The sequence below is a fragment of the Flavobacterium cerinum genome (assembly GCF_004028155.1).
GTDB classification, from domain to species: Bacteria; Bacteroidota; Bacteroidia; order Flavobacteriales; family Flavobacteriaceae; genus Flavobacterium; species Flavobacterium cerinum.
In genome coordinates this window covers 324,017-346,352 of the sequence record NZ_SBII01000002.1, presented here as the reverse complement: position 1 = coordinate 346,352, position 22,336 = coordinate 324,017, and the positions used below count along the sequence as shown (strand labels likewise).

Here is a 22,336-nt window from a genome sequence, read left to right as displayed (position 1 = left end):
ACTCATTACTCCAAAAATCTTAATAAAGGAGCGTGAAATATTATTAAATGAAAAAAGAAATTTATGAAAAAAGTACTTTTAGCATTAGCGATTACGCTGTCTACTGCCTTATCCTTTGCTCAAACTAATCCAAACACAAAACCGACTCTTCAGTTAGTCAGAAATGCAACATTAATCATTGAGTATGGAGGAAAAAAGATCTTGGTCGATCCAATGCTGTCTCCAAAAGGAGCAATAGAGTCTTGGGCTGGAATCCAAACAAATCCCACAGTTGATCTAACACTATCAGTAAATGAAATCGTTAAAGATGTTGATTTGGTCTTAGTGACACATGCACATGCTGACCACTTTGATGAGGCTGCAAGCAAAATCCTAGATAAATCCATAAAATTGATAAACCAACCGGCAGATAAGACTTTCTTTGAAAAGGAAGGTTTTAGTAATGCAGCTGCTTTAGAAGACAATACACTATGGAATGATATAAGCATTCATCGGGTAGAAGCACAGCATGGAACTGGTGAGGTATTGAAGATGATGGGCAAGACGTCCGGGTTTATATTAAAAGCAAAGAACCAACCGACAGTGTATATTGTTGGAGACGCCATCTGGACAGATGATATTAAAAAGAATATCAAAAAGTTTGATCCTGACTATATTATTGTTAATTCTGGAGGAGCGCTTATCAAAGGTTATGAAAATACACCAATCATTATGAACGAAGAGCAGACAATGGCTTTAATAAGAGAGAGTGGTAAGGCGAAAGTTATAGCAGTACACATGGATGCGCTGGATCATTGTCGAACAACCAGGAGCTCTTTAAGCCAAAAAGCTGCCAAATTCAATATCGGGATAGACAAATTGATAATTCCCAAGGATGGACAAGTAATCACTCTTTCCCGTTAAATTTACATTACTTATTCAACGGACATCTATTAGTATTTCGTTGGATAAGTAATTAATACCTTTGGATAAATAAGCTAATTAAAAACATTTATAATGAAAGTTACCTCCTTCCCCGTTATAACTTCTACACTTTCTGCTAAAGAATTAGGGCAATTTACTAAAGAAAAATATAACTTAAATGAAGACTGTACTTGTACCCTTTTTAGAACGGGAATTAATCACACCTACTTCATTACAGGCAGTACAAATAAATATGTCTTAAGAGTTTACAGTCATAACTGGCGATCAGAGTCTGATATTCTTGAGGAAATTAATCTATTGAATACATTAAAAGAAAACGGCATTGGTGTTTCCTACCCGATAGCCGACATAAACAATAATTTTATTCAGACCATTAACGCTCCCGAAGGAACACGCTATGCCCTCCTTTTTTCATTTGCCGAAGGTGATAAAATAAGAATTATGGACAAAGAAACCTGTTTTTCTATAGGTTCGCTTATGGCTAAATTCCACAACATTACCGTTAATCAAAAAAGTGACCGTGTACAGTACAATACTGAAACACTGCTTAAATTACCTTATAAATATGCGACTGCATATTTTTCTGAGGAACTGCCCGAAATGAGATTCATAAAACAGCAAATTGAAGAGCTTAGCCCTTTCTTCGAAAAAGCTGATTTAAATTCTATTCCTAAAGGCATTGTTCACATGGATATTTGGTATGACAATATGAATGTTACAGTAAAAAATGAAGTAACATTATTTGATTTTGACTTTTGCGGAAATTGCTGGTTGATTTTTGATGTAGCTTATTTTTGCAAGCAGCTTTTCCATATTGAAGCCAATAAAGAAGAGTACGAACGTAAAGTTCAAAGTTTTTTAAATGGTTACCAAAGTATAAGAAATCTATCTGCAAATGAATTACAATTGATCCCTAAAGCGGGCGTAGCTCTTTGGATTTATTACCTGGGTGTTCAGTCCAGTAGGTTTGACTGGTCCAATATCTTTCTAACTGAAAATTATTTAAAGATCCTCTTCGTAGGAAGAATAAAATCCTGGATTGAATATCATGAAACAAAAGCAATAACGAAGAATTAATAGAAGCTTAAATGATTATCAATTATTTGTCCGATAGTTTTGCTTATTGATTATTCTATAAATTTTAATTTCTTAGCATAATGGAAAAGAACGTTTCTTCTGAAATCATAGAAAAATGGCTTAAAGGTTGGACTTTGTCCAGAGAATTACCTCTGCCCATCAAATACAAGTCTGGATTTAAAGTTGATGTAGGTTTCGAAAAGCAAAGAACCCGTTATGTTTTTCCTGAGCTTAATGATGATCTCATTCAGTTATCTAAATCAATTCATGAACCCTGGATCTTTTTAAAGGTTTGCACCTCTCCAGATAAGTTAAAGAGCGTGATACCTGAAAAATGGATCATTCAGCCACAGGGTTATATGCTGGCTTGTTTTCATCCGATGAATGCTCGAAATGTAAGTTTGAGCACTGATTATAGATTAGAATTAGCTGAATATAATTCAACTTCTGTTATCCGAATTGTTACCCTAACCGGCGAATTAGCTTCAATTGGCCGTGTTGTTCTTGTTGATGATTTAGCTGTTTATGACCGAATTTTAACTGAAAGTAATCACAAACGAAAAGGATTGGCAACTTTTTTGATGAAGGAACTTGAAAAAATTGCTTTATCAAAAGGTATTTCCAACAACTTTTTGGTCGCAACAGAAGAGGGTAAATCATTATATGAATCTTTAGGCTGGAAAGTTTATAGTCTTTATACATCAGTTGTAATTCCGGATTAAAATCCGGTTCTAGTCATAAATAGAAATCTCTAAATAAATATCATCCGGTTCTATTTTGTAAAGTTCTGCATCTAATTCTGTTACTGGAACTGCGCCGTTCCTCAAATAAAAATCAACTGTGTTTTTTGTTGGAGTAGCAGAAATATATAATTTTTGAACTCCAAATCCTTTTGCCCCTTTTTTACATTTTTCAAGCAGTTTATACCCTAGTTTCATTTCCCTGTAGTTTCTACTCACATAAAGTATATCCATCTTGCAATAGCTGGAACTAGTACCTCTCTTTTCTTTTTCCACCGAAGCCACTCCAACTAACTCGTCCTGATCAAAAGCTCCTATTATACACCCACCGTCTTTTTTAATTTTCTTCTGTCGAATGATTATTTCCTCAAGTTCAACCTCATCAAATTGAGTAACTGTCTCTCTATGTGGTTTTAAAATTAAAGTGCCTCTATGATGTTCGTATAATTCATATATTTCTTCACTCCTGTCTAACAGAGCAATTTTGTCTATCTCATTCTCATTTAGTCCTTAAAAAGTAATTTCTGCCATTGGTTTTATTTGTGACTTATTGGGGTAGTAAGCACAAACTTATTAATAATTATGATCTGTTTGCAATTAACGATAACTCAACCTTTAGTCAATTTAAAGATACCATTGGTCAAATATATTTTTTGAGAAGCATTAATTTTCAATTCTTTGCATTTGATATTTCTCTAATTTCGACAACTGGTATTGCACCGCTACACTTTTGCATATGAAAAAAATTTCCTCCTATAAACATTGGATATTTATAGCTGTTTTTTGGTTTGCCCTTGGTTTTGCCATATGGGCACAATCTGTTGAGGAGCTTAGCATATCCTCAGCCATCCTTCAAACTTTGCTTGTTGTAAGTTCATCTGTTGTGGTTGCACACACGCTTAGTGATATCTTATTACCAAAAGCTTTATTGAGTGGTAAAATGAAAACTTTCGTGATCCAATCTATTATCATGACTGTGCTGCTTTCTGTTTTACTTACTACAATCTTTATATCATTTGAAGTTTCAGGATTCCGTCCAGATGCATTGTCTAAATTAACATTTGGAGAATACTTTTGGTTCAGGATCTACACTTCTATTCCGGCTTCATTACTTATTAACGGAACCGCATGCGGCTTACGATTCTATCAGGAACATAATGCAATAGAAAAGAAACATACGCTGCTTAAACAAAGTCACCTTGAAGCACAAATAAAAATATTACAGGACCAGATCAATCCGCATTTAATGTTTAATGTGCTTAATCATATTCATATTTTAATGCAGCGCAATGTAGATCTTGCTTCAGAACTGCTTATCAAATTTTCTGATATCCTACGCTATCAATTGTATGAATGCAACCGTGAATATGTATACCTGGATAGGGAAATTAAATATCTAAAAGACCTGGTAGGTGTTGAACAGATTAGATGGGGTAATGAACTGGATGTATACTGCAAATGGGATATTAAAAACGGGAATCTTGAAATTGTACCTTTGCTGTTAATGCCTTTAATCGAAAATGCTTTTAAGCACGTTTCAAGACTGCCGCATGAAAAAGGATATGTAAATTTACTATGCACACAAGAGCAGCACAATTTTACATTGAAAATAGAGAATTCATATACCGACCAATACAAAGTGAACTCTAACGATCACGGATTGGGATTAGACAATGTACGCAAAAGGCTTAGCATACAATATCCCGACAAACATGATCTGACGATTACCAAAACCAAAGATAAATTTACAATTATACTTACTTTAGTACTAAACTAATGCTATGTTAAATACAGGACAACAACCCAAACAAGTTATTAAGTGTCTCGTTATTGACGATGAACCTTTAGCGCGCAACGGCATTGTAGACTTTATAGAAAAAATTGACTTCCTGGAAGTTATAGGCACTTGTGCTTCAGCGTTAGAAGCCGGAGAATACATTCAAAAAGGTGAGGTAGATCTAATGTTCCTGGACATTAATATGCCTTACCTTTCGGGTCTTGAATTCCTGGACGCTTTAGACCGACCTCCTTTAGCCATACTTACCACAGCCTATTCTGAACATGCATTGGAAGGATATCGTTTGCAAATTGTAGATTATTTACTAAAACCTATTACGTTTCAGCGGTTTTATCAGGCAGCATTAAAAGCACAGCAGTTGTATTTAATGACTATCGCTTCTAAACAGCAAACGCCGGCAGATACTTTTTTGTATGTGCGCCAGGAAGACGGATTTCAAAAAATATCGTGGGTAGATATTCTTTATATTGAAGGAATGCAAAACTATGTAAAGCTGCATTTTAAAAATCAGGTGCTTGTTATTCATCAAACCATGATCTCTTTAGAAGAAACCCTGCCAAAGGAAAACTTCTTTAGGATACATAAATCTTTTCTGGTCAATATTGCCCATATCGATTCTATAGCGGGAGGCCGTATGTTTATTAACGGACAGCAACTACCCATTTCAAGAACCCGTAGAGAGTTACTCTTGAAAGAGGTAGTTTATAAAAACCTGCTGAGCCGCTAATTATTAGAACTTCCACTTTAAAGCAGTCGCTCCATAAAACGTAGTTGTAAATCGTGGGTCGGCAATATCTTTTTCTTTAAAAATAGAACTTATCTTTCGGTCGTTCGTTTGGAATGAACGCAATAAAGTAGTACCCGCTGTTAATTCTACCGTCCAGTGCTCACCTATTTTAAACTGTGGTCGTATACCTGCCAGTATCTGCTGATACCCCAACAGCATTGATTTTCCGTTTTGATTGATTTCGGCAGTCATACCATCCAATTCAACAACAGCTTTCAAATCAAAATTAGGTTTAAATCTGTATCCTATTTCTGCACCTTGAGGAAATGCTATCTTAAAATGGAAAGCGTCCTGTGTTTCCCAGTTAAAATAAATCCCGGGCATTATCATTGGCACACCAAAAGCATTGGTTAATACCGGCCCTATCCCTAAAGCTAAATTCGGATTGAAGTTTTTGATAAAGATCACACCTCCCTGCAGCAAGACGTCATCGAAAGTAATTTGCTCCAAATCTGTATATACTCCGACAGATGCCATTGCCATTATAGACCATTTCCCTCTAAGAGGACGTATGTGTTTTACTCCAACCTGGGCATTAAGCAACCTCGTAGGAAACAATTTTTCTTCATAATTTTTATTTTCCATTGTCGCATAACTTCCCTGAAGATATACTGCCCATATTTTTGGCTTATTATCTGCGGTCATTTTAATCGATAACGGAATCTCTAATGCCCCCTGAATTCTTTTAAAATTACTTTTTGAATCCGTCTTCATACTATCAATTGGCCGTACATAATTAGAAAATGGTACGTAATCTACCTTGATCTCTCCTCCAATACCCGATTGCGCAAAACCGGCAATTGGGACAAAAAATAATGCTAAATAAAAAAACTGTTTCTTCATGACTAAATGTATTTGGCACGAAGTACGCAGTTCATCAGCAAAACATAAAATTCCTTTGACCAATGGCTTAGCCCCTTTGACCAACGGTCGTGAATTATATCCTTAAAAAACCAAAAGCCTTTAAAATTACTTTTAAAGGCTTTTTAGTTCAATAGAAAACTCCAAAAATTAACCATAACAATACTACACTGCTTTTTTAAGCAGCTGCTTATCTCCTGTAATTCCGGCATCTTCAAAACCTAATGCCTCATATACTTCTTTTACTTTAGCATCTGTTCTAGGTATTTCAGCCCAAAGAACATCGTGCCTGCGTTGTTTTGCAATTTCAATTGCCCTGTTAAGTACTTCTTTTAATCCTTCGCCATTTGTGGCATAAATAGATTTTTCAATATACAAAGGCTTACCCCCTTCTGCTTCTTTAGGAATATTAGCCGAAACCAATTCCATGAATGCCAACGGCTGTTCCTCCCTGTTTTCCTCTTCTCCCGTTACGTTAAATGACATAAGCCACTCTCTGGTAAATGAATTAGCGCTGTTAAGGAAAGTAGAAACAGAATACTCCTTATGTATATCTTTTTGCTGATCTATCCTTGTATAATGATCTATTGCCATTTTAGAGACCCTATGGGCATTGTCTTCGCTGGCAACTATAAATTTAATAATGATGGACATGTAAAAATTTTTAAATGATTTTTGATTGTGATGATCGAACACTGAAACTAATTGTAAAAATAATAAACACTTAGCTGTAAACACTTAGACAAAACACCGCTATAATTGCACAAATCACGCAGATTATTTTTTTAATTGGCTTCTGTTTATAGTATCAAAATTTCAACTTACAAGATAACAATACTTTTTTAGTCTGTCTCAATTCACCCCTTTTATTGTCAGGTTTACACCGCAGTAATAATATTTACATTGATTAACTTTGTTATAGTACCAAATTAATCTGATGCAAAATACAGCCCAGGAATTTATAACACGACTAAACCTATTACAGAGTGATGATGAATTAAAAAAGATTCAGCGTTACTTTAAATCGGATAAAGCCGAATACAGTGAGAGTGATATCTTTATTGGTGTACGCATGGGATTGGTTTTTGATCTGGCAAAAGAATTCATGAATATGGAATTACCTGAAATTGAAAAACTGCTCGAAAGCCCTGTACACGAGGTTCGTGTGGGTGGGGTTAGCATTATGGATTTTCAGGCACGTTCCAAGAAAACACCTGCGGACAGAAAAAAGGAGTTATTTGATCTCTACATAAGGCGGCATGACAGGATAAACAATTGGGACTTAGTAGACCGGGCAGCTATTTATGTGGTAGGCAGCTACCTCTTTGATAAACCAAGGGATATTCTTTACAAACTGGCTATATCTGATAACATTTGGGAACGCCGAACAGCTATTGTGAGCACTGGCTATTTTATAAAGCAGGGTGAGATCATCGATACTTTTACAATTGCCGAAATATTGATGAACGATATCGAAGATCTTATTCATAAAGCCGCAGGCGGATGGCTCCGACATGCGGGCGGTTCTAAACACCGACGGGAATTACTGGCATTTTTAGACAAACATGCTGCAACCATGCCAAGAACGATGTTACGGTATGCAATAGAACATCTGGATAAAGAAGAAAAAGAATATTATATGGGTCTAAGGAAGGCCGCTCCAATATCATAACAACAACTAAAACTAATATACTATGCAAAAAATCACACCATGCCTATGGTTTAATGGCAAAGTAGAGGAAGCGTTAGAATTTTACACTTCTATATTTGATAGTGCCAGAGTAAAAGATGTTACCCACTATGGCGAAGGATCACCTATGCCGGCAGGATCTATAATGACCGCCACATTTGATCTTGAAGGGCAGGAATTCATGATATTAAATGCAGGGCCTCATTTTAAATTTAGTGAAGCTATTTCGTTTGTAATACACTGCATTGACCAAAAAGAGATTGATTTCTTTTGGGAGAAACTTACTGCCGATGGTGGAGAGGAAAGCATGTGCGGATGGGTTAAGGATAAATATGGGCTGTCGTGGCAGATATTTTCTATAGACCTGCGCGAAATGATGCTGGACGAAGACCCGGAAAAAGTGCAAAGAGTAATGCATGCCGTGTGGCAAATGAGAAAACTGGATCTTGAAAAATTAAAAGAAGCCTATAACGGATAGAACATAAACTCTTCTCCTTCTTTCCTAATAATTTGGAGGAGAAGATAAATACTATTAGCATGACCAATAAACCTAATGATATAAACGAATACATTGCTTTATTTCCTGAGAATGTACAAAAGCTATTAGAGCAAATACGAAGCATTATTCAAAAAGCCGCTCCCGAAGCAATAGAAGCTATTAGCTATGCTATGCCTACTTTTAAATTAAACGGAATCCTTGTACATTTTGCTGCCTTTCAAAATCATATTGGGTTTTATGCACTGCCATCCGGTAATGAAGCTTTTCAAAAAGAACTTTCAGCTTATAAAACAGGGAAAGGATCTATACAATTCCCACTTAATGAACCCCTTCCGGAGGCGCTTATTACAAAGATCGTAAAATTCAGGGCTCAGGAAAACATAGACAAAGCACTAATGAAAAAGAAAAAGTAGTCAGTTTTTTTCTATAAAATTCACAAAAAATATTGATTTCTGCAGCAAATTTATATATTTGACAGAATGAAATATTTAGCCTTCATGATAAGCTTCTATATTTTAAGCCTGGCAGTAACGCCCGGTATAAAAATGCTGCGTGCTAAATTTTCTTTAGAAAACTGCAAAAAGATGTGCTCAGAAAGTCCGCTTGCTGAAAACGAAGATGGGTGCCAAAAACAAAACTGCACACCATTTACCTGCTGTTTCAAAACTTTTATATTCTCTGCTTCCTATAATTTGCCTGCTCAGTTCTTATCGGAACGCAGCGTTAAAAACAATTATAGTTTAAAACGAATATTTATTTCACCACCCACTTTTGATATTTGGCATCCGCCAAAGTTTATATAGTTTACCTCAATTTTATGCAAGAAACATCACCCGAGGGGCAAAATAAAACAATTAAAAACAATACTTAAATACTATACTTATGAAAAACATAATCGCTACACTTTTATTTTTTATGGCATTCAGCCTAAGTGCAAACGCTCAGGAAGCAAAAAAAGATGCATGCTGTGCTTCTAAGAAAACAGCTGGTACTGACACAAAAGCAACTACTGAAACGGCTTCGGCTTCTACAGCAACTACTGCAATAGCTACGGGTGCTAAATGTGACGCGACAGCTAAAGGAGCAAAATGTGATGCTAAAGCAGCTAATATGACAGCTGATGCAAAAACAGAAGCTGCACTTCCAAAAAGCGAAGCTGATAAAAAAGCATGCAAAGCTAAAGGATCATCATGCTGTGCAAGTAAAGCTGAGGCTAAAAAGACATCTTAAAGTAAGATAGCACTTTTACATAAACAAAAACCAGTGAAGAATCTTCACTGGTTTTTGTGCTTTTATATCACTCCATAAAATAAAAAAACCCTTTTTCTCTGGTAGGAAAAAAAGGGGAAGCCAAAAAACCACACCTTACTTTAATTAAATGGCTTATTTTATTTTAGGGGACGAATACGTATATTTTTTTAATTTTAATCTACTCGTTTTAGAGTATATACGTAAGGCATGGTTTTTTGGTTTTATTTTTTTTATTTTTTTTTCAAAAAAAAAGCCTATCCACTCGGAAAGGCCTTTATTTACTGATGTTTTATTTATAAAAAATATTTTATTTTATCTTAGGTGCATGCGTTTCTCTGTCTCCCTGATACAATACCATCTTGGAAACAGCACCTTTTTCATCTCTGAAAAACTCAACCTGGGCATCAGTTATTTTAAAGAAGAACTTCGTTTTATTTTCTGCAAAAATGTCAAACTTCTTCTGTCCAGGCAATTGTGCCTTAAGGCCGTTATCATATGTAATTTGCATAGCAATACCTTCTGCAAGACTGTACTCTCCAACAAAAGACAGCATCTCCTGTTCTGTCAATTTTATTTCCTGTCTTTTTATTTTAATCGGTATATTATACAGCAGCTTTCTTACTGTACCTATTGGCACATCTGCAGTAGAATTATTACATAATATAACAATCGTTTTATCGTCATCAATATGCCGTTCTATATATGTTATATAACCTGGCCAGCTGCCGTCATGGATTATTATTTTACCAAAGTCTTTAAGCTTCTCTACTTCCCATCCAAAGCCATAATTACTAACAATATCGGTTGGTGGCGTAAATATCGCTTCAATCGATTTTTTTGAAACCAGCTTATCAGTATACAAAGCCCTATCCCACTTAAGCAGGTCGATAACTGTAGAGTTAACATTACCATCACCAACAATACCATCCAATGCGATCACCATATTGTAATTCAATAGATTATCAGGCAATGTCATTTTTCCATTATCATCAGGAACATAACCGTAAGCATAATTTTTAATATCTCTTGGAGCCAGCCTGCGACTGTATACAAAACTGTTATCCATTTTAAGAGGTACAAAAATATTTTTTTCAAGAAAATCCGCAAAAGTTGTTCCTGAAGCTTTTTGTATAATAGAAGCCAAAAGGGCATACCCCGTATTGCTGTATTCATATTTCGCTCCGGGGGTAAAAAGAAGCTCAGGCTTATACTGAACAAGCTGTGCGATGATATCTTTATTGGTTGCTATTTTAGTCCTGTCCCAATTGGCTTCCATCAAATCCATATAATCCGGAAGTCCACTAGTATGATTAAGCAGCTGCCTCACGGTTATATCGCCATAAAAGCTTAGTTCGGGAATAAACTTTGACAGCTTATCTTCATATTTCAATTTGCCTTTCTCCTGTAAGATCACAATACCCATAGCTGTAAACTGTTTGGATACTGATGCCAGTTCGAAAACAGAGTTCTCATCCAGCGGAAGCTTGTTTGCTTCATCGCGAAGCCCAAAACTCTTTTTATAAATTACATTGCCTTTCTCTGCAATTAATACGTTTCCGTTTAAACGCCCCTTACTATGAAGGGAAGTGAATAATGAGTCAATTTGTTTTACTTTATCTTGTGCTTTGGCTCCTAAACAGCTCAAGGCTATTAGGGCTAAAAAAATACGTTTCATAATTTTTGTTTCTGATTGATTGACATAATAGTCGCAAAATATGCAGTAATTGTTACAGACTCTTAGATATAATTTTAACTTGGGTATCAAAAAAAAGCCTTCCCAAATGGGAAGGCTTTTTACAAGCAGTAAGTGCTTTATACTATTTTGTCTGTTCTCTTAAGAAAGCCATTTTTATAGCCACAATTGCGGCTTCGGTACCTTTATTACCATGAATTCCTCCGCTTCGGTCTATAGCCTGCTGCAGGTTATTATCGGTAAGTACACAAAATACAACCGGTATGTCTGTTTGTACATTAAGATCTTTAATCCCTTGTGCAACAGCTTCGCATACAAAATCAAAATGTTTGGTTTCTCCCTGTATTACGCTGCCTATTGCTATAACGGCATCTACGTTTTGAGTTTCCAGCATTCTTTTAGAACCATAAATAAGTTCAAAACTGCCGGGAACATCCCATGATATAATATTTCCCTGCTGTGCCCCATTTTCAAGCAATGCTTCTACAGCTCCTTTATAAAGACCAGAGGTTATATTTTCATTCCATTCAGAAACAACAATCCCAAACCGAAAATCTTTCGCGTTTGGGACTGTGTTTTTATCGTACTGTGATAAATTTTTATTTACTGTAGCCATATTTATTCAGCCATTGCAACATAAGCATCAATGCTTGCGCCTTCTGCCGATGAGCTATATTTTTCCTGTATTTCTTTAAAGAACTTAAGCGCGTCTGCTTTTTTGTTTTGAGCAAGTGCTATAGTACCTGCTTTAAAAAGGAAACGTGGTGCAGTTAAATCATTATCACTTGCTTTTGCAGCAGCAGCATAATACTTAAGTGCTTCGTCGTTTTGTTTAAGCTGAGCAAAAGCATCACCGGTAGCGCCCTTAGCCATAGCTGTTAAAACATCATCTTTAGATTTAAACTCTTCAAGGTGCTGTACTGCATCTTTATATTTACCTGTGTTCAGGTATGCTGTACCTGCATAGTAATGTGCAAGGTTTGCAGCATCTGTACCAGAATAGTTTTCTATTATTCCAAGAAATCCTAATTTACCTTCACCTCCTTTAAGGGCTAGGTTATAAAGAGAATCATTTGCAGCAGGTGCATCTACAGCCTGTGTAAAGTACTGTTGTGCCTGGAACATATCATCTGCAGCGGTATCTTCTTTTGGACTTGCTAAAAATTTATCATAAACCAAATAAGAAACCATAGCAACAGCAATAATACCAACAATGATGAAAATACCTTTCTGGTTTTTGGCTACCCACTCTTCTGTTTTAGAAGCGCCCTGGTCTAATGTATTAAATACTTCTGCGGTAGTACTTTTACCGTCAAAAGTTTCTTCAGGTTCAACTTCATTGATCTCTGTAGGTTTTGGAGCTTTATACCCTCGTTTGTTATACGTTGCCATTTATCTTATTTTAGTGAGTGGCAAAAATAAAATTTTTATTGAATATTAAAATACCTTTTGTAGATATTTTTCGATAATTTGCGCCTTCTCTCAAAAAAAGCCCTAATTTATACAAGGTTCTCACAATCAGGAATCCATTTACCAAATGTACTTAAGGAATTTATCTTTATTAAATTATAAGAATATTGCCGAGGCAAATTATGAATTTGACCCTAAAATCAACTGTTTTACTGGGAAAAACGGCGTAGGCAAAACAAATGTACTCGATGCCATATACCACCTTGCTTATGGTAAAAGTTATTTTAACCCCCTTGCCGTACAAAACATAAAACATGGTGAAGAATTTTTTGTAATAGACGGTATTTTTGAAAAAGAGGGCCGAAAAGAGCAAATTGTATGCAGCCTGAAGAAGGGAATGAAAAAAGTATTGAAGCGAAACGGCAAGATTTACGATAAATTCTCAGAACATGTAGGATTTATTCCGCTTGTTATTATATCCCCGTCTGACAATGATCTTATTGTAGAAGGCAGTGAAACCCGAAGGAAATTTATTGACACTGTAATATCACAGCAGGACTCTTCTTATTTGCAGGAACTTATCAATTACCAAAAGGTTGTAGCGCAGCGCAATGCTCTTTTAAAGTACTTTGCCCTTAATCATAAGTTTGACAAAGACACTTTATCTATATATAATGAACAGCTGGACGGATTGGGTCATGGTTTGTTTGAAAAAAGAAAACAGTTTCTGGAAGATTTTATTCCTATCTTCAATAAACACCATCAGCAGATCACTAATTCTGCCGAAAATGTGAGTTTGGTTTATGACAGCCACCTGCATGCTAAAAGGTTGTTAACTCTTTTTGATGAAAGCCTGCAGCGTGACCGTGTTTTACAATATACCAGCGTAGGCATCCACAAAGACGATCTTTTATTTGAGATAGACGGACATCCAATTAAGAAATTCGGGTCGCAGGGACAGCAGAAATCGTTTTTAATAGCATTAAAGCTTGCTCAGTTTGAGTTTATTAAAAAACAAAGCGGCGTGCTCCCTATTTTACTGTTTGATGATATTTTTGATAAACTGGATGAAACCAGGGTTTCTAAGATCGTACAAATGATAGACGATAAGGTTTTTGGACAGATATTTATATCTGATACCCATTCTGAACGTACTGAAGCTATCATTAAAACAACCCACCAGAGTTACACTATCTTTAACATGTAACTTAACATGGCTGGATAAAATAAAAATCATACATTTATTATAACATAAACAGCGTTATGATATCAAAAGATACCCTACTATTTTTAGACGACTTAAAAGAAAATAATTATCGTGACTGGTTTCAGGCAAATCAGGATCGATATGCCGGTTTTAAGAAAGAATACAAACAAATTACCGAAGCATTTATTGCCGAGCTAAGCAAAAGCGATTCTACTCTTAGCCATTTGGAATTTAAAGACTGCTCGTTCCGTATTAATAAAGACATTCGTTTCTCTAAAGATAAATCACCTTATAAAACCAATATGGGCATATGGATAAGCCCGGGTTCAAAAAGCGATAATCTTGCCGGATATTATGTGCATATAGAAAAAGGCGCAGGGTTCATTGCGGCAGGTATTCATATGCCGGATGCCAATGACCTTAAAAAAATACGCCGTGAAATCGATGGCTTCTACGAGGATCTTGAAGAAATTGTAGCCGCTCTGGAATTTAAAAAACTTTATAATGGCCTTGACAGTGACGAGAAGAATACACTTAAAACATCACCTAAAGATTATGATAAAGACCATCCTGCTATAGCTTTCCTTAAACTAAAAAGCTTTACCGCAACGGCTAAACTATCTGATAAAGATTTCACTAGTAAAGATTTCATTACTGAAACGGCTAAAAAACTATTAGTACTAAAACCACTGGTTGATTTTTTAAACCGCGGCCTTACTACCGAATAAGGTTTTAAAACTTTACTTTTGCATCACAAAACAACTACGCTTTTATCATGGAAATTGCTTCTCATTACCCTTTAAAAAACCACAATACTTTTGGCATCAGTGCTTTTGCTAAAGAATTTGTACAGGTGCATACTGTTGCTGAACTTGCACAGGTGCTCAAAGAAAATAAGGATAAAAAGTTATTTATATTAGGCGGAGGCAGCAACATGCTGCTAACTCAGGATATTAATGCATTGGTAATCCATGTAGATCTTAAAAGTAAAGAGGTCGTATCAAGAGAAGGTAGCCACGCCAATGTAAAGGCTATGGCCGGAGAAAACTGGCATGAGTTTGTATTATATACGATAGACCAAAACCTTGGCGGATTGGAAAACCTGTCGCTTATTCCCGGTAATGTAGGCACCACCCCTATCCAGAATATTGGTGCATATGGAACTGAGATCAAAGATACTTTTGTTTCCTGTGAGGCTATGGATATTGCTACGCAGCAAATAAAAACCTTTACCAAAGAAGAATGCGAGTTTGCTTACCGCGAAAGCATTTTTAAAGGCCAGCTAAAAGATAAATATGTAATTGTATCGGTAATCTTCAGGCTTACTACGAGCGATCATAAAATAAATACATCATACGGAGATATTACTGCTGAACTGGCTAACAATGGCATTACCACACCTACTATTAAAGATGTGAGCAATGCTGTAACAGCCATTCGCCACAGTAAATTGCCTGATCCTAAAGAACTGGGAAATAGTGGGAGCTTCTTTAAAAACCCTATCATTCCAATTGAAGATTTTGAAAAAGCCCACGCAGAACATCCATTAATGCCACATTATACTGTTAGCGACACCTTAGTAAAAGTACCTGCCGGCTGGCTTATTGAACAGAGCGGTTTTAAAGGTAAACGCTTTGGCGACGCTGGTGTACATACCAAACAGGCATTAGTACTGGTAAATTATGGCAACGCAACCGGGCAGGAAATTTTAGAATTATCTAAAAACATACAAAAAACCGTTTTAGAAAACTTCGGAATCAGCATTGAAGCAGAAGTGAATATAATTTAAATATTTTTTGTGGTCTAACTATATTTGAACGTAAATTTGCGCTCGAAAACATAACCCCCAATTAGCCTATATGCTAAACATTATTTTTTACATTTTTATCGGAATTACTCTAATACAACTGGTATACTACCTGGGGATATTCGGAAAATTTGCTTTTATAAAACCTCAGACGGCAAACCCTAAACGCATACCCGTTTCGGTAATTGTGTGTGCTAAGAACGAAGCCGAAAAGGTTAAGAAATTCATTCCTTTATTGGCCGAACAAAATTACCCAGATTTCGAAATTGTACTTATAGATGATGCATCAAGCGATGAAACGTTAGACGTCTTTGAAGAATTTGAAAAACAATACTCAAATATCAAACTGGTAAAAGTAGCCAACAATGAAGCGTTTTGGGGTAATAAAAAATATGCCCTTACCTTAGGTATAAAAGCGGCCCGAAAAGAATATCTTTTATTTACTGATGCCGACTGTTACCCTACTTCAAGAGACTGGATAACAAAAATGACGTCTCAGTTTACTATGAGTAAAACGATCATATTAGGTTATGGCGGTTATGAAAAAGTAAAAAAATCACTGCTTAATACTATTATCCGTTTTGATAATATGCTTACCGCTACTCAATACTTTGCCTGGGCAAAAGCTGGAAGGCCATTCTCTGGCGAAGGAAGAAATCTTGCTTACAAAAAGGAAGAATTTTTTAAAGTAAACGGATATATTGACCACATGAACATCCGTATGGGTGAAGATGCTTTATTCCTTAATCAGGCAGCTACTAAAAAGAATACTACAATTTGCTATACGCCGGAAAGTTTTACTTATACTGAGCCTAAAAAAACATTTAAAGCATGGCATTCTCAAAAGAGAAGACAGGTATTTACTGCTCGCTTTTTACGTCCGTTTGACAAGTTTCAGCTTAGATTGTTCTTTATGTCGCAACTGGCATTTTTACTATTAGCCATACTACTTCTTGCATTACAGTTTAACTGGATGTTTGTTGTTCCTGTTATTGTAGTACGCTATATTGCAAGCTGGACAACTATGGGTTACAGTGCAGCTAAACTACAGGAAAAAGATACTGTTTACTGGTATCCGGTTATAGAAATTATTCTTATCTTCACTCAACTGAATGTGTTCTTTACCAACCTGTTCTCAAAACCATCACATTGGAAATAACCTCACAAATCATACAAAATAATATAGAAAAGGCAAAAAAGGGCGACCAGGTTGCCTTTACTTTTTTATTGGACTTTTTTTGGAATGAGGTCTATGGTTTTATGCTGAAGCGTACTCAAAACGAAACCGACAGTGAAGACATTGTTATAGAAACTTTTGCTAAAGCATTTGACCGGATCGCTACTTATAATCCTGAATATGCATTTAATACCTGGCTAATTGCCATTGCGAAAAATGTACATATCGATTTACTGCGTAAAAAACGTTCGTCTCTATTTATAGAGATTACTGATGAGGAAGACCTCCAGGCTTACAATGTAGCCGACACCTCTCCTTCTCCTGAGGACAAACTTATTAAGGAACAAAACCTGTCTAGTTTGTTAGAATGTATTAAACAGATGAAACCGCAATACCAGGAAGTAATACAGCTGCGTTATTTTCAGGAACTGAGCTATCAGGAAATCGCCGATCAGCTTAGTGAACCTTTAAACAATGTAAAGGTAAAATTACTAAGAGCTAAAAAACTACTGGCAGAAATCATTACAAAAAAGTAATCCTTTTATCCTTTCTCTTTGTTTTTATACTTACGAACAAGCTCTAAGGTATGCTTAACCGACTTCCAGCCTTTGGAACCAGAAAAATGTCCGGTTTCGGTATAATTGGGCTTGGGATATTTCTTCATAAGTTTAAAAAGTGATTCACTCCATACATTGGTATTAGCATCTTCAAGATTCCCTAAATCATTATTTTCGATACTTTTAAGAAAGCATCCTCCAAAAAGGAATTTATCTTTTTCTACCCATATTACAATATTATCAGGGCTATGTCCTTCGCCCGGATAAAAAGTTTCAAAACGATAACCACCTACATTAAAAACAGTATCTTTTTCAAAAGTATACTTCGCCTGGCTGTTACCATTTTTAACAGCCAACTCTTTTGTATGTTTAGAAGTATAGGTTTTAATTCCTTTACCGGTATAATATTCAAGCCCTGCCGAGCTATCATCATGAAAATGAGTAGCAATACACATCACTACTTTTTTATTATGCCTTTTTTCAATACTATCTAAAAGCGGTTGAAACTGTGTTTCATCCCACGGAGTGTCAAAAAGCACAACTCCATCATTGGTTAGTAAATAAGCACTGTTAGAAGGAAAAGGATTTCCTGAAAAAAAGTGGTAAGTAGTATAGGTATAAATGTTATCGGTAACCTTTGCAAACTTTAGTTTTGTATTTCCTTTTTGAGCTATTGCCAAAACCGGGAATAACGCAGCTAGAATTAAAATAAATATCTTTTTCATAATGCAAAGATAAAAATTAGGAACTTCAATAGAGATTATTTAATTTTTAAATATTTATGATATTTATTACAATAATCTCTTACACGAAATCGTTTTAGTAAATAAAAGCTATTAACAACCCAAAATCACCTTATTATGTCAAAAGTCAGCATTGTAAACCAAGGATGGATCGATCTTGTTTTTGAAGGCAGAAACAAAGACTATGGCGCTTATCAATTGCGCCGTGATGACTCTAAAACAACAGGAATTGCTCTTGTTGCAGGAATCTCGCTTATGTGTGCTTTAGTTGCTATTCCAGCAATGATAAATTACTTTAAGGATGAAGCTATTGTTTCAGACTCATCTTTAACCTTACCACAAACAACAGTACTCGTAGATATTGAGCCTTTAGCAGTAGAACAGCCCAAACCAGCAGTTACAAAACCGACAGGAGGAACTACATCTTCTCAACCAACAGTTGCTTACACATCGCTCGTAGCAACAAGTGACCCAACTCCTACTGACATACCTGACACCAATACTGTACTTAACACAAATGCAGGCTCTACAACAAGTGCAGGAGACTCTAACGGAACTCTAACCGGAACAGCGCCAACAGGCACTCCTCCGGGAACAGATACTGGTCTTACACTAAATTCAGGTGGTGGCGGTGGCGGCACTATTGAAACCTTTGTAGATGTGGCTCCTCAATTTCCAGGTGGTATTCAGGAATTTTACGATCAGGTTGCTCATAAATTTAGAACCCCTGAGGTTGATGTTGCAAGAACAATGAAAGTTTATGTTTCTTTTGTCGTAGAAATAGATGGCAGCCTAACCGCTATAAAAGCAACCCGCGACCCAGGTTTAGGCATGGGCGCAGAAGCTGTAAGGGTATTAAAGTCTATAACAACTAAATGGAAACCTGGTATGAAAAACGGCAAAGCTGTAAGAACCGCATATAATCTCCCAATTACAATAAAAGTTCATTAATAAAACAGCCCCTTAATAGGGGCTGTTTTATTAATGAGTATTAAACTAAAAGAATTTATTTAAACACCACAGGCAATCCAGTCTTTCTCAATTTCACAATATGATAAGGTTGACTAACTTTATTAAAAATGTTCTCCCCTAATTCAGGATTATACCTTTGAACGGTAACTATTAGTTTACCATCTACTTTAGAAATGGATTTGATCTCAATACTATATCCAGTAGTTTCTTTTACGTCATCAAGAACAGCAAACATCTCATAAACATTGTAAGTATCTATATCAAACCTTAAATCATCAAAAAAATTTGCCGTAACCTGAAAATCGACCCATTGATCAACGGTACGTAATGTATAATTCCCAGGAACTGATAGGTTATTAGTAAGATTCCCCTGTTTTATTGTTTCAAATTCAATAGCAACAGGCGTACTGTCCTCTTTTACAATTTCTTCTTTGTCATCACTTTGACATCCTAAAACACCAAATAGTACAAGACATACCATCGCAATTTTTTTCATAGTTGATTTATTTAATAAAGTTCGCGAAACTACGAAAATAATAAATAACTATATAGTTTTTCTTACATAGGAGCATCTGCTTTAAAAACAACAGGCAATCCTGTCTTTTTTATTCTTATAACATGAAGCGGCTGTGTTTCAACAGCAGTTATTGGTCCATCAGATGTAGTCTTTTTTATCTGTACAGTTAGCTTATTGTCCAGCTGAGTTACAGAAGTAATTTCAATTGCATGTCCCTGTCCGGGATACGTTTCGTCTACCACAGCAATAACTTCATGTATAGAAAAATCGACAGGCACATTCGGTTCAGCACCAGCATCTTCTTTAAAATTGTCCCATCCAGTCTTGTCTTTTATAACAAAATTACCCTGCGTAACAGAATTACCCGGCAATGTACCTTTTATAATATCTGCAAAACCTATAACAACAGGCGTATTATTTCCTGGTACATTAGGATCATTATCATCACTCTGGCATCCTACCATAGAGAACAACACAAGTGCGGCAAGTACAATCTTTTTCATAATCATATAATTATCAGGTTAATTTTTAACTAATTTAAGAAAATAAATAACAACTCTACAACAGATTGTGAGACTACTATGTACACGCTTAAAAAAGTACCAACTACACAAATAAATAGTATCTTTGTACTCTAAAGTTTTTAGCATGGAAACTGTTTTAGATACTGTAAAACCTACCGCCTCTGGAGGATTGCTGACACAAAAACCTAAATGGTTAAGAGTGAAGCTCCCAACGGGCAAAAAATATACTGAACTTCGTGGTCTTGTAGACAAATACAAACTGCACACCATCTGTACATCCGGCAGCTGTCCTAATATGGGAGAATGCTGGGGAGAAGGTACAGCTACTTTTATGATACTGGGTAATACCTGCACACGCTCTTGTGGCTTTTGCGGTGTAAAAACAGGTCGCCCGGAAACTGTAGATTGGGATGAGCCGGAAAAAGTAGCACGTTCTATAAAGCTTATGAATATTAAGCACGCAGTAGTAACCAGCGTAGACCGTGACGACCTTAAAGATGGCGGCTCTATTATTTGGGCAGAAACGGTTAAGGCCATCCGCAGGATGAACCCTACCACTACTCTTGAAACTCTTATCCCTGACTTTCAGGGAATAGAAAGAAACATAGACCGCATAATCGAAGTAGCTCCGGAAGTGGTTTCCCATAATATGGAAACCGTTAAAAGACTTACCCGTGAAGTGCGTATTCAGGCAAAATACGAGCGCAGCCTTGAAGTATTACGCTACCTGAAAGACAACGGTATTAATCGTACAAAATCGGGCATTATGCTTGGTCTTGGTGAGACTGAAGAGGAAGTGATACAAACGATGCACGACCTACGTAGTGTTAACCTGGATGTACTGACTATAGGACAATACCTTCAGCCAAGTAAAAAACACCTTCCGGTAAAAGAATTTATCACACCGGAACAATTTGAAAAATACGAAAAAATTGGATTAGAACTTGGTTTCCGCCATGTAGAAAGCGGTGCATTGGTTCGTTCATCTTATAAAGCACAAAAACATATACTTTAACAGTTCAAGGTTGACCGTTTTAAAGAAATGAACAAAAAAACAAAAATTGCCATTAACGGTTTCGGGCGTATAGGCCGAAACCTTTTCAGGCTTTTACTTAACCACCCAACTATAGAGGTGGCTGCCATAAACGATATTGCCGATGCCAGAACTATGGCTCACCTTATTAAATATGACAGTATTCATGGTGTACTCCCAAACGAAGTTTCACATACCGAAGACGCTATAATAATTGACGGTAAAAATTATCCATTTCTTCGCAAGAGCACGATAGCAGAACTTGACTGGAGTTCTCTTGAAATAGATCTGGTTATTGAATGCACCGGAAGATATAAAACACTTGAAGAGCTAAACCAGCATCTTACATCAGGAGCTAAAAAAGTAATCCTTTCTGCACCACCGGAAGACGACCGTATTAAAACTGTTGTTTTAGGTGTTAACGAGAGTATTCTTGACGGAACCGAAACTGTATTATCAAACGCCAGCTGTACTACAAATAATGCTGCGCCTATGATGAAAGTTATTAATGAGCTATGTGGTATTGAGCAAGCCTATATTACAACCGTTCACTCTTACACTACTGATCAAAGTTTACACGATCAGCCGCACAAAGACCTGCGAAGAGCTCGTGGTGCATCGCAATCTATAGTACCTACTACAACCGGAGCAGCAAAAGCACTAACAAAAATATTTCCTGAATTTGAAGGTAAAATAGGTGGCAGCGGTATCCGTGTACCTGTACCGGACGGTTCACTTACCGATATTACCTGTTATGTAAGCCGCGAAGCAAACATAGAAGAAATAAATACTGCCTTTAAAAAAGCAGCTGAAGGAGAACTTAAAGGCATAATGGCCTACACGGAAGATCCTATTGTTTCTGTAGATATTTTAGGCAATAGAAATTCGTGCTTGTTTGATGCACAACTTACATCGGTTATTGGTAAAATGGTAAAAGTTGTAGGGTGGTATGATAACGAAATAGGCTATTCTTCCAGAATAATAGACCTGATCTTATTTGTAGAAAAATCTAAATAAAAAAAATTATCATACTGAAGAAGGAAATGTTTTTATCTATCAGTATGATAAC

27 protein-coding genes are annotated in these 22,336 nt (G+C 36.2%); 18 read left to right on the top strand and 9 right to left on the bottom strand.

Translation table 11 applies throughout. The features are described from left to right. Positions 1 to 63 precede the first annotated feature (63 nt). The 3 genes from EPI11_RS04575 (at position 64) to EPI11_RS04565 (ending at position 2,723) form a co-directional block, all read left to right on the top strand. Positions 64 to 903: an MBL fold metallo-hydrolase gene (locus EPI11_RS04575; RefSeq protein WP_128388770.1), complete on the top strand. Its 840-nt coding sequence runs from the start codon at positions 64 to 66 to the stop codon at positions 901 to 903. A gap of 93 nt (positions 904 to 996) precedes the next feature. Continuing rightward, complete coding sequence (locus EPI11_RS04570; protein WP_128388769.1) at positions 997 to 2,001, top strand: phosphotransferase; 1,005 nt, start codon at positions 997 to 999, stop codon at positions 1,999 to 2,001. Positions 2,002 to 2,081: 80 nt separating this feature from the next. Then, a complete protein-coding gene (locus tag EPI11_RS04565; protein WP_128388768.1) occupies positions 2,082 to 2,723 on the top strand; it encodes a GNAT family N-acetyltransferase in 642 nt (213 codons plus the stop codon). A 9-nt stretch (positions 2,724 to 2,732) separates the two neighbouring features. Here EPI11_RS04565 and EPI11_RS04560 read toward each other — a convergent pair whose 3' ends face one another. Further along, positions 2,733 to 3,098, bottom strand: coding sequence for a GNAT family N-acetyltransferase (locus EPI11_RS04560; RefSeq protein WP_394343629.1), 366 nt, complete (start codon positions 3,096 to 3,098; stop codon positions 2,733 to 2,735). A 379-nt stretch (positions 3,099 to 3,477) separates the two neighbouring features. Here EPI11_RS04560 and EPI11_RS04555 point away from each other — a divergent pair, with 379 nt between their 5' ends. Both EPI11_RS04555 and EPI11_RS04550 read left to right on the top strand, forming a co-directional pair. Beyond that, positions 3,478 to 4,518: a sensor histidine kinase gene (locus EPI11_RS04555; RefSeq protein WP_128388767.1), complete on the top strand. Its 1,041-nt coding sequence runs from the start codon at positions 3,478 to 3,480 to the stop codon at positions 4,516 to 4,518. 4 nt (positions 4,519 to 4,522) lie between these two features. Then, positions 4,523 to 5,266, top strand: a complete 744-nt coding sequence (locus EPI11_RS04550; RefSeq protein WP_128388766.1) for a LytR/AlgR family response regulator transcription factor — start codon at positions 4,523 to 4,525, stop codon at positions 5,264 to 5,266. A gap of 3 nt (positions 5,267 to 5,269) precedes the next feature. Here the strand turns inward: EPI11_RS04550 and EPI11_RS04545 are convergent, their stop codons facing one another. After that, positions 5,270 to 6,169: a DUF6268 family outer membrane beta-barrel protein gene (locus EPI11_RS04545; protein ID WP_128388765.1), complete on the bottom strand. Its 900-nt coding sequence runs from the start codon at positions 6,167 to 6,169 to the stop codon at positions 5,270 to 5,272. 183 nt (positions 6,170 to 6,352) lie between these two features. Next, entirely contained in the window at positions 6,353 to 6,841 is a 489-nt protein-coding gene (locus EPI11_RS04540; protein ID WP_128388764.1) for an N-acetyltransferase, read from the bottom strand. 283 nt (positions 6,842 to 7,124) lie between these two features. Here EPI11_RS04540 and EPI11_RS04535 point away from each other — a divergent pair, with 283 nt between their 5' ends. The 5 genes from EPI11_RS04535 to EPI11_RS04515 all read left to right on the top strand — a co-directional run bounded on the left by EPI11_RS04535 (position 7,125) and on the right by EPI11_RS04515 (position 9,606). Further along, positions 7,125 to 7,859 carry a DNA alkylation repair protein gene (locus EPI11_RS04535; protein ID WP_206619092.1) on the top strand — a complete coding sequence of 245 codons (735 nt, stop codon included), beginning with the start codon at positions 7,125 to 7,127 and terminating at the stop codon, positions 7,857 to 7,859. A gap of 22 nt (positions 7,860 to 7,881) precedes the next feature. Continuing rightward, positions 7,882 to 8,355 (top strand): VOC family protein, encoded by a 474-nt coding sequence (locus EPI11_RS04530; protein ID WP_128388762.1) that lies wholly within the window; start codon positions 7,882 to 7,884, stop codon positions 8,353 to 8,355. Positions 8,356 to 8,414: 59 nt separating this feature from the next. Further along, positions 8,415 to 8,789: an iron chaperone gene (locus EPI11_RS04525; protein WP_128388761.1), complete on the top strand. Its 375-nt coding sequence runs from the start codon at positions 8,415 to 8,417 to the stop codon at positions 8,787 to 8,789. Positions 8,790 to 8,855: 66 nt separating this feature from the next. Beyond that, positions 8,856 to 9,179, top strand: coding sequence for a hypothetical protein (locus tag EPI11_RS04520; protein WP_128388760.1), 324 nt, complete (start codon positions 8,856 to 8,858; stop codon positions 9,177 to 9,179). Positions 9,180 to 9,258: 79 nt separating this feature from the next. Continuing rightward, the gene (locus EPI11_RS04515) at positions 9,259 to 9,606 is read left to right on the top strand and encodes a hypothetical protein (RefSeq protein ID WP_128388759.1); all 348 of its coding nucleotides are present in this window, start codon (positions 9,259 to 9,261) and stop codon (positions 9,604 to 9,606) included. Between the two features lie 328 nt (positions 9,607 to 9,934). Here the strand turns inward: EPI11_RS04515 and EPI11_RS04510 are convergent, their stop codons facing one another. The 3 genes from EPI11_RS04510 to EPI11_RS04500 form a co-directional block, all read right to left on the bottom strand. Then, positions 9,935 to 11,302, bottom strand: coding sequence for a serine hydrolase (locus EPI11_RS04510; RefSeq protein ID WP_128388758.1), 1,368 nt, complete (start codon positions 11,300 to 11,302; stop codon positions 9,935 to 9,937). A 142-nt stretch (positions 11,303 to 11,444) separates the two neighbouring features. Then, positions 11,445 to 11,936, bottom strand: coding sequence for a 6,7-dimethyl-8-ribityllumazine synthase (gene ribH / locus EPI11_RS04505; protein ID WP_128388757.1), 492 nt, complete (start codon positions 11,934 to 11,936; stop codon positions 11,445 to 11,447). 2 nt (positions 11,937 to 11,938) lie between these two features. Further along, positions 11,939 to 12,712 carry a tetratricopeptide repeat protein gene (locus tag EPI11_RS04500; RefSeq protein WP_128388756.1) on the bottom strand — a complete coding sequence of 258 codons (774 nt, stop codon included), beginning with the start codon at positions 12,710 to 12,712 and terminating at the stop codon, positions 11,939 to 11,941. Between the two features lie 145 nt (positions 12,713 to 12,857). Between EPI11_RS04500 and recF the strand changes: the two genes are divergently transcribed. From recF to EPI11_RS04475, 5 genes are all read left to right on the top strand, one after another. Beyond that, the gene (gene recF / locus EPI11_RS04495; protein WP_128388755.1) at positions 12,858 to 13,937 is read left to right on the top strand and encodes a DNA replication/repair protein RecF; all 1,080 of its coding nucleotides are present in this window, start codon (positions 12,858 to 12,860) and stop codon (positions 13,935 to 13,937) included. 56 nt (positions 13,938 to 13,993) lie between these two features. Then, positions 13,994 to 14,665: a DUF2461 domain-containing protein gene (locus EPI11_RS04490; protein ID WP_128388754.1), complete on the top strand. Its 672-nt coding sequence runs from the start codon at positions 13,994 to 13,996 to the stop codon at positions 14,663 to 14,665. Between the two features lie 47 nt (positions 14,666 to 14,712). Continuing rightward, positions 14,713 to 15,726 (top strand): UDP-N-acetylmuramate dehydrogenase, encoded by a 1,014-nt coding sequence (murB, locus tag EPI11_RS04485; protein WP_128388753.1) that lies wholly within the window; start codon positions 14,713 to 14,715, stop codon positions 15,724 to 15,726. 70 nt (positions 15,727 to 15,796) lie between these two features. Continuing rightward, on the top strand, positions 15,797 to 16,903 hold the full coding sequence (locus EPI11_RS04480) for a glycosyltransferase (protein WP_128388752.1): 1,107 nt from the start codon (positions 15,797 to 15,799) through the stop codon (positions 16,901 to 16,903). Further along, positions 16,894 to 17,457 carry an RNA polymerase sigma factor gene (locus EPI11_RS04475; protein ID WP_164879107.1) on the top strand — a complete coding sequence of 188 codons (564 nt, stop codon included), beginning with the start codon at positions 16,894 to 16,896 and terminating at the stop codon, positions 17,455 to 17,457. The genes EPI11_RS04480 and EPI11_RS04475 overlap by 10 nt, the downstream gene beginning before the upstream one ends. Positions 17,458 to 17,462: 5 nt before the next feature. Here EPI11_RS04475 and bla read toward each other — a convergent pair whose 3' ends face one another. Next, a complete protein-coding gene (bla, locus tag EPI11_RS04470) occupies positions 17,463 to 18,203 on the bottom strand; it encodes a subclass B1 metallo-beta-lactamase (RefSeq protein ID WP_128388751.1) in 741 nt (246 codons plus the stop codon). Between the two features lie 135 nt (positions 18,204 to 18,338). Between bla and EPI11_RS04465 the strand changes: the two genes are divergently transcribed. Further along, the gene (locus tag EPI11_RS04465; RefSeq protein ID WP_128388750.1) at positions 18,339 to 19,172 is read left to right on the top strand and encodes an energy transducer TonB; all 834 of its coding nucleotides are present in this window, start codon (positions 18,339 to 18,341) and stop codon (positions 19,170 to 19,172) included. A gap of 55 nt (positions 19,173 to 19,227) precedes the next feature. On the opposite strand, the gene EPI11_RS04460 is transcribed toward EPI11_RS04465, so the two are convergent. Both EPI11_RS04460 and EPI11_RS04455 read right to left on the bottom strand, forming a co-directional pair. Further along, positions 19,228 to 19,689 (bottom strand): protease complex subunit PrcB family protein, encoded by a 462-nt coding sequence (locus tag EPI11_RS04460; RefSeq protein ID WP_128388749.1) that lies wholly within the window; start codon positions 19,687 to 19,689, stop codon positions 19,228 to 19,230. A 62-nt stretch (positions 19,690 to 19,751) separates the two neighbouring features. Then, entirely contained in the window at positions 19,752 to 20,213 is a 462-nt protein-coding gene (locus tag EPI11_RS04455) for a protease complex subunit PrcB family protein (protein ID WP_128388748.1), read from the bottom strand. Positions 20,214 to 20,358: 145 nt separating this feature from the next. On the opposite strand from EPI11_RS04455, the gene lipA reads away from it, so the two are divergent. Together lipA and gap are read left to right on the top strand one after the other, a co-directional pair. Next, positions 20,359 to 21,249, top strand: a complete 891-nt coding sequence (gene lipA / locus EPI11_RS04450) for a lipoyl synthase (protein ID WP_128388747.1) — start codon at positions 20,359 to 20,361, stop codon at positions 21,247 to 21,249. 27 nt (positions 21,250 to 21,276) lie between these two features. Further along, entirely contained in the window at positions 21,277 to 22,284 is a 1,008-nt protein-coding gene (gene gap, locus EPI11_RS04445) for a type I glyceraldehyde-3-phosphate dehydrogenase (protein ID WP_128388746.1), read from the top strand. Positions 22,285 to 22,336 lie beyond the last annotated feature (52 nt).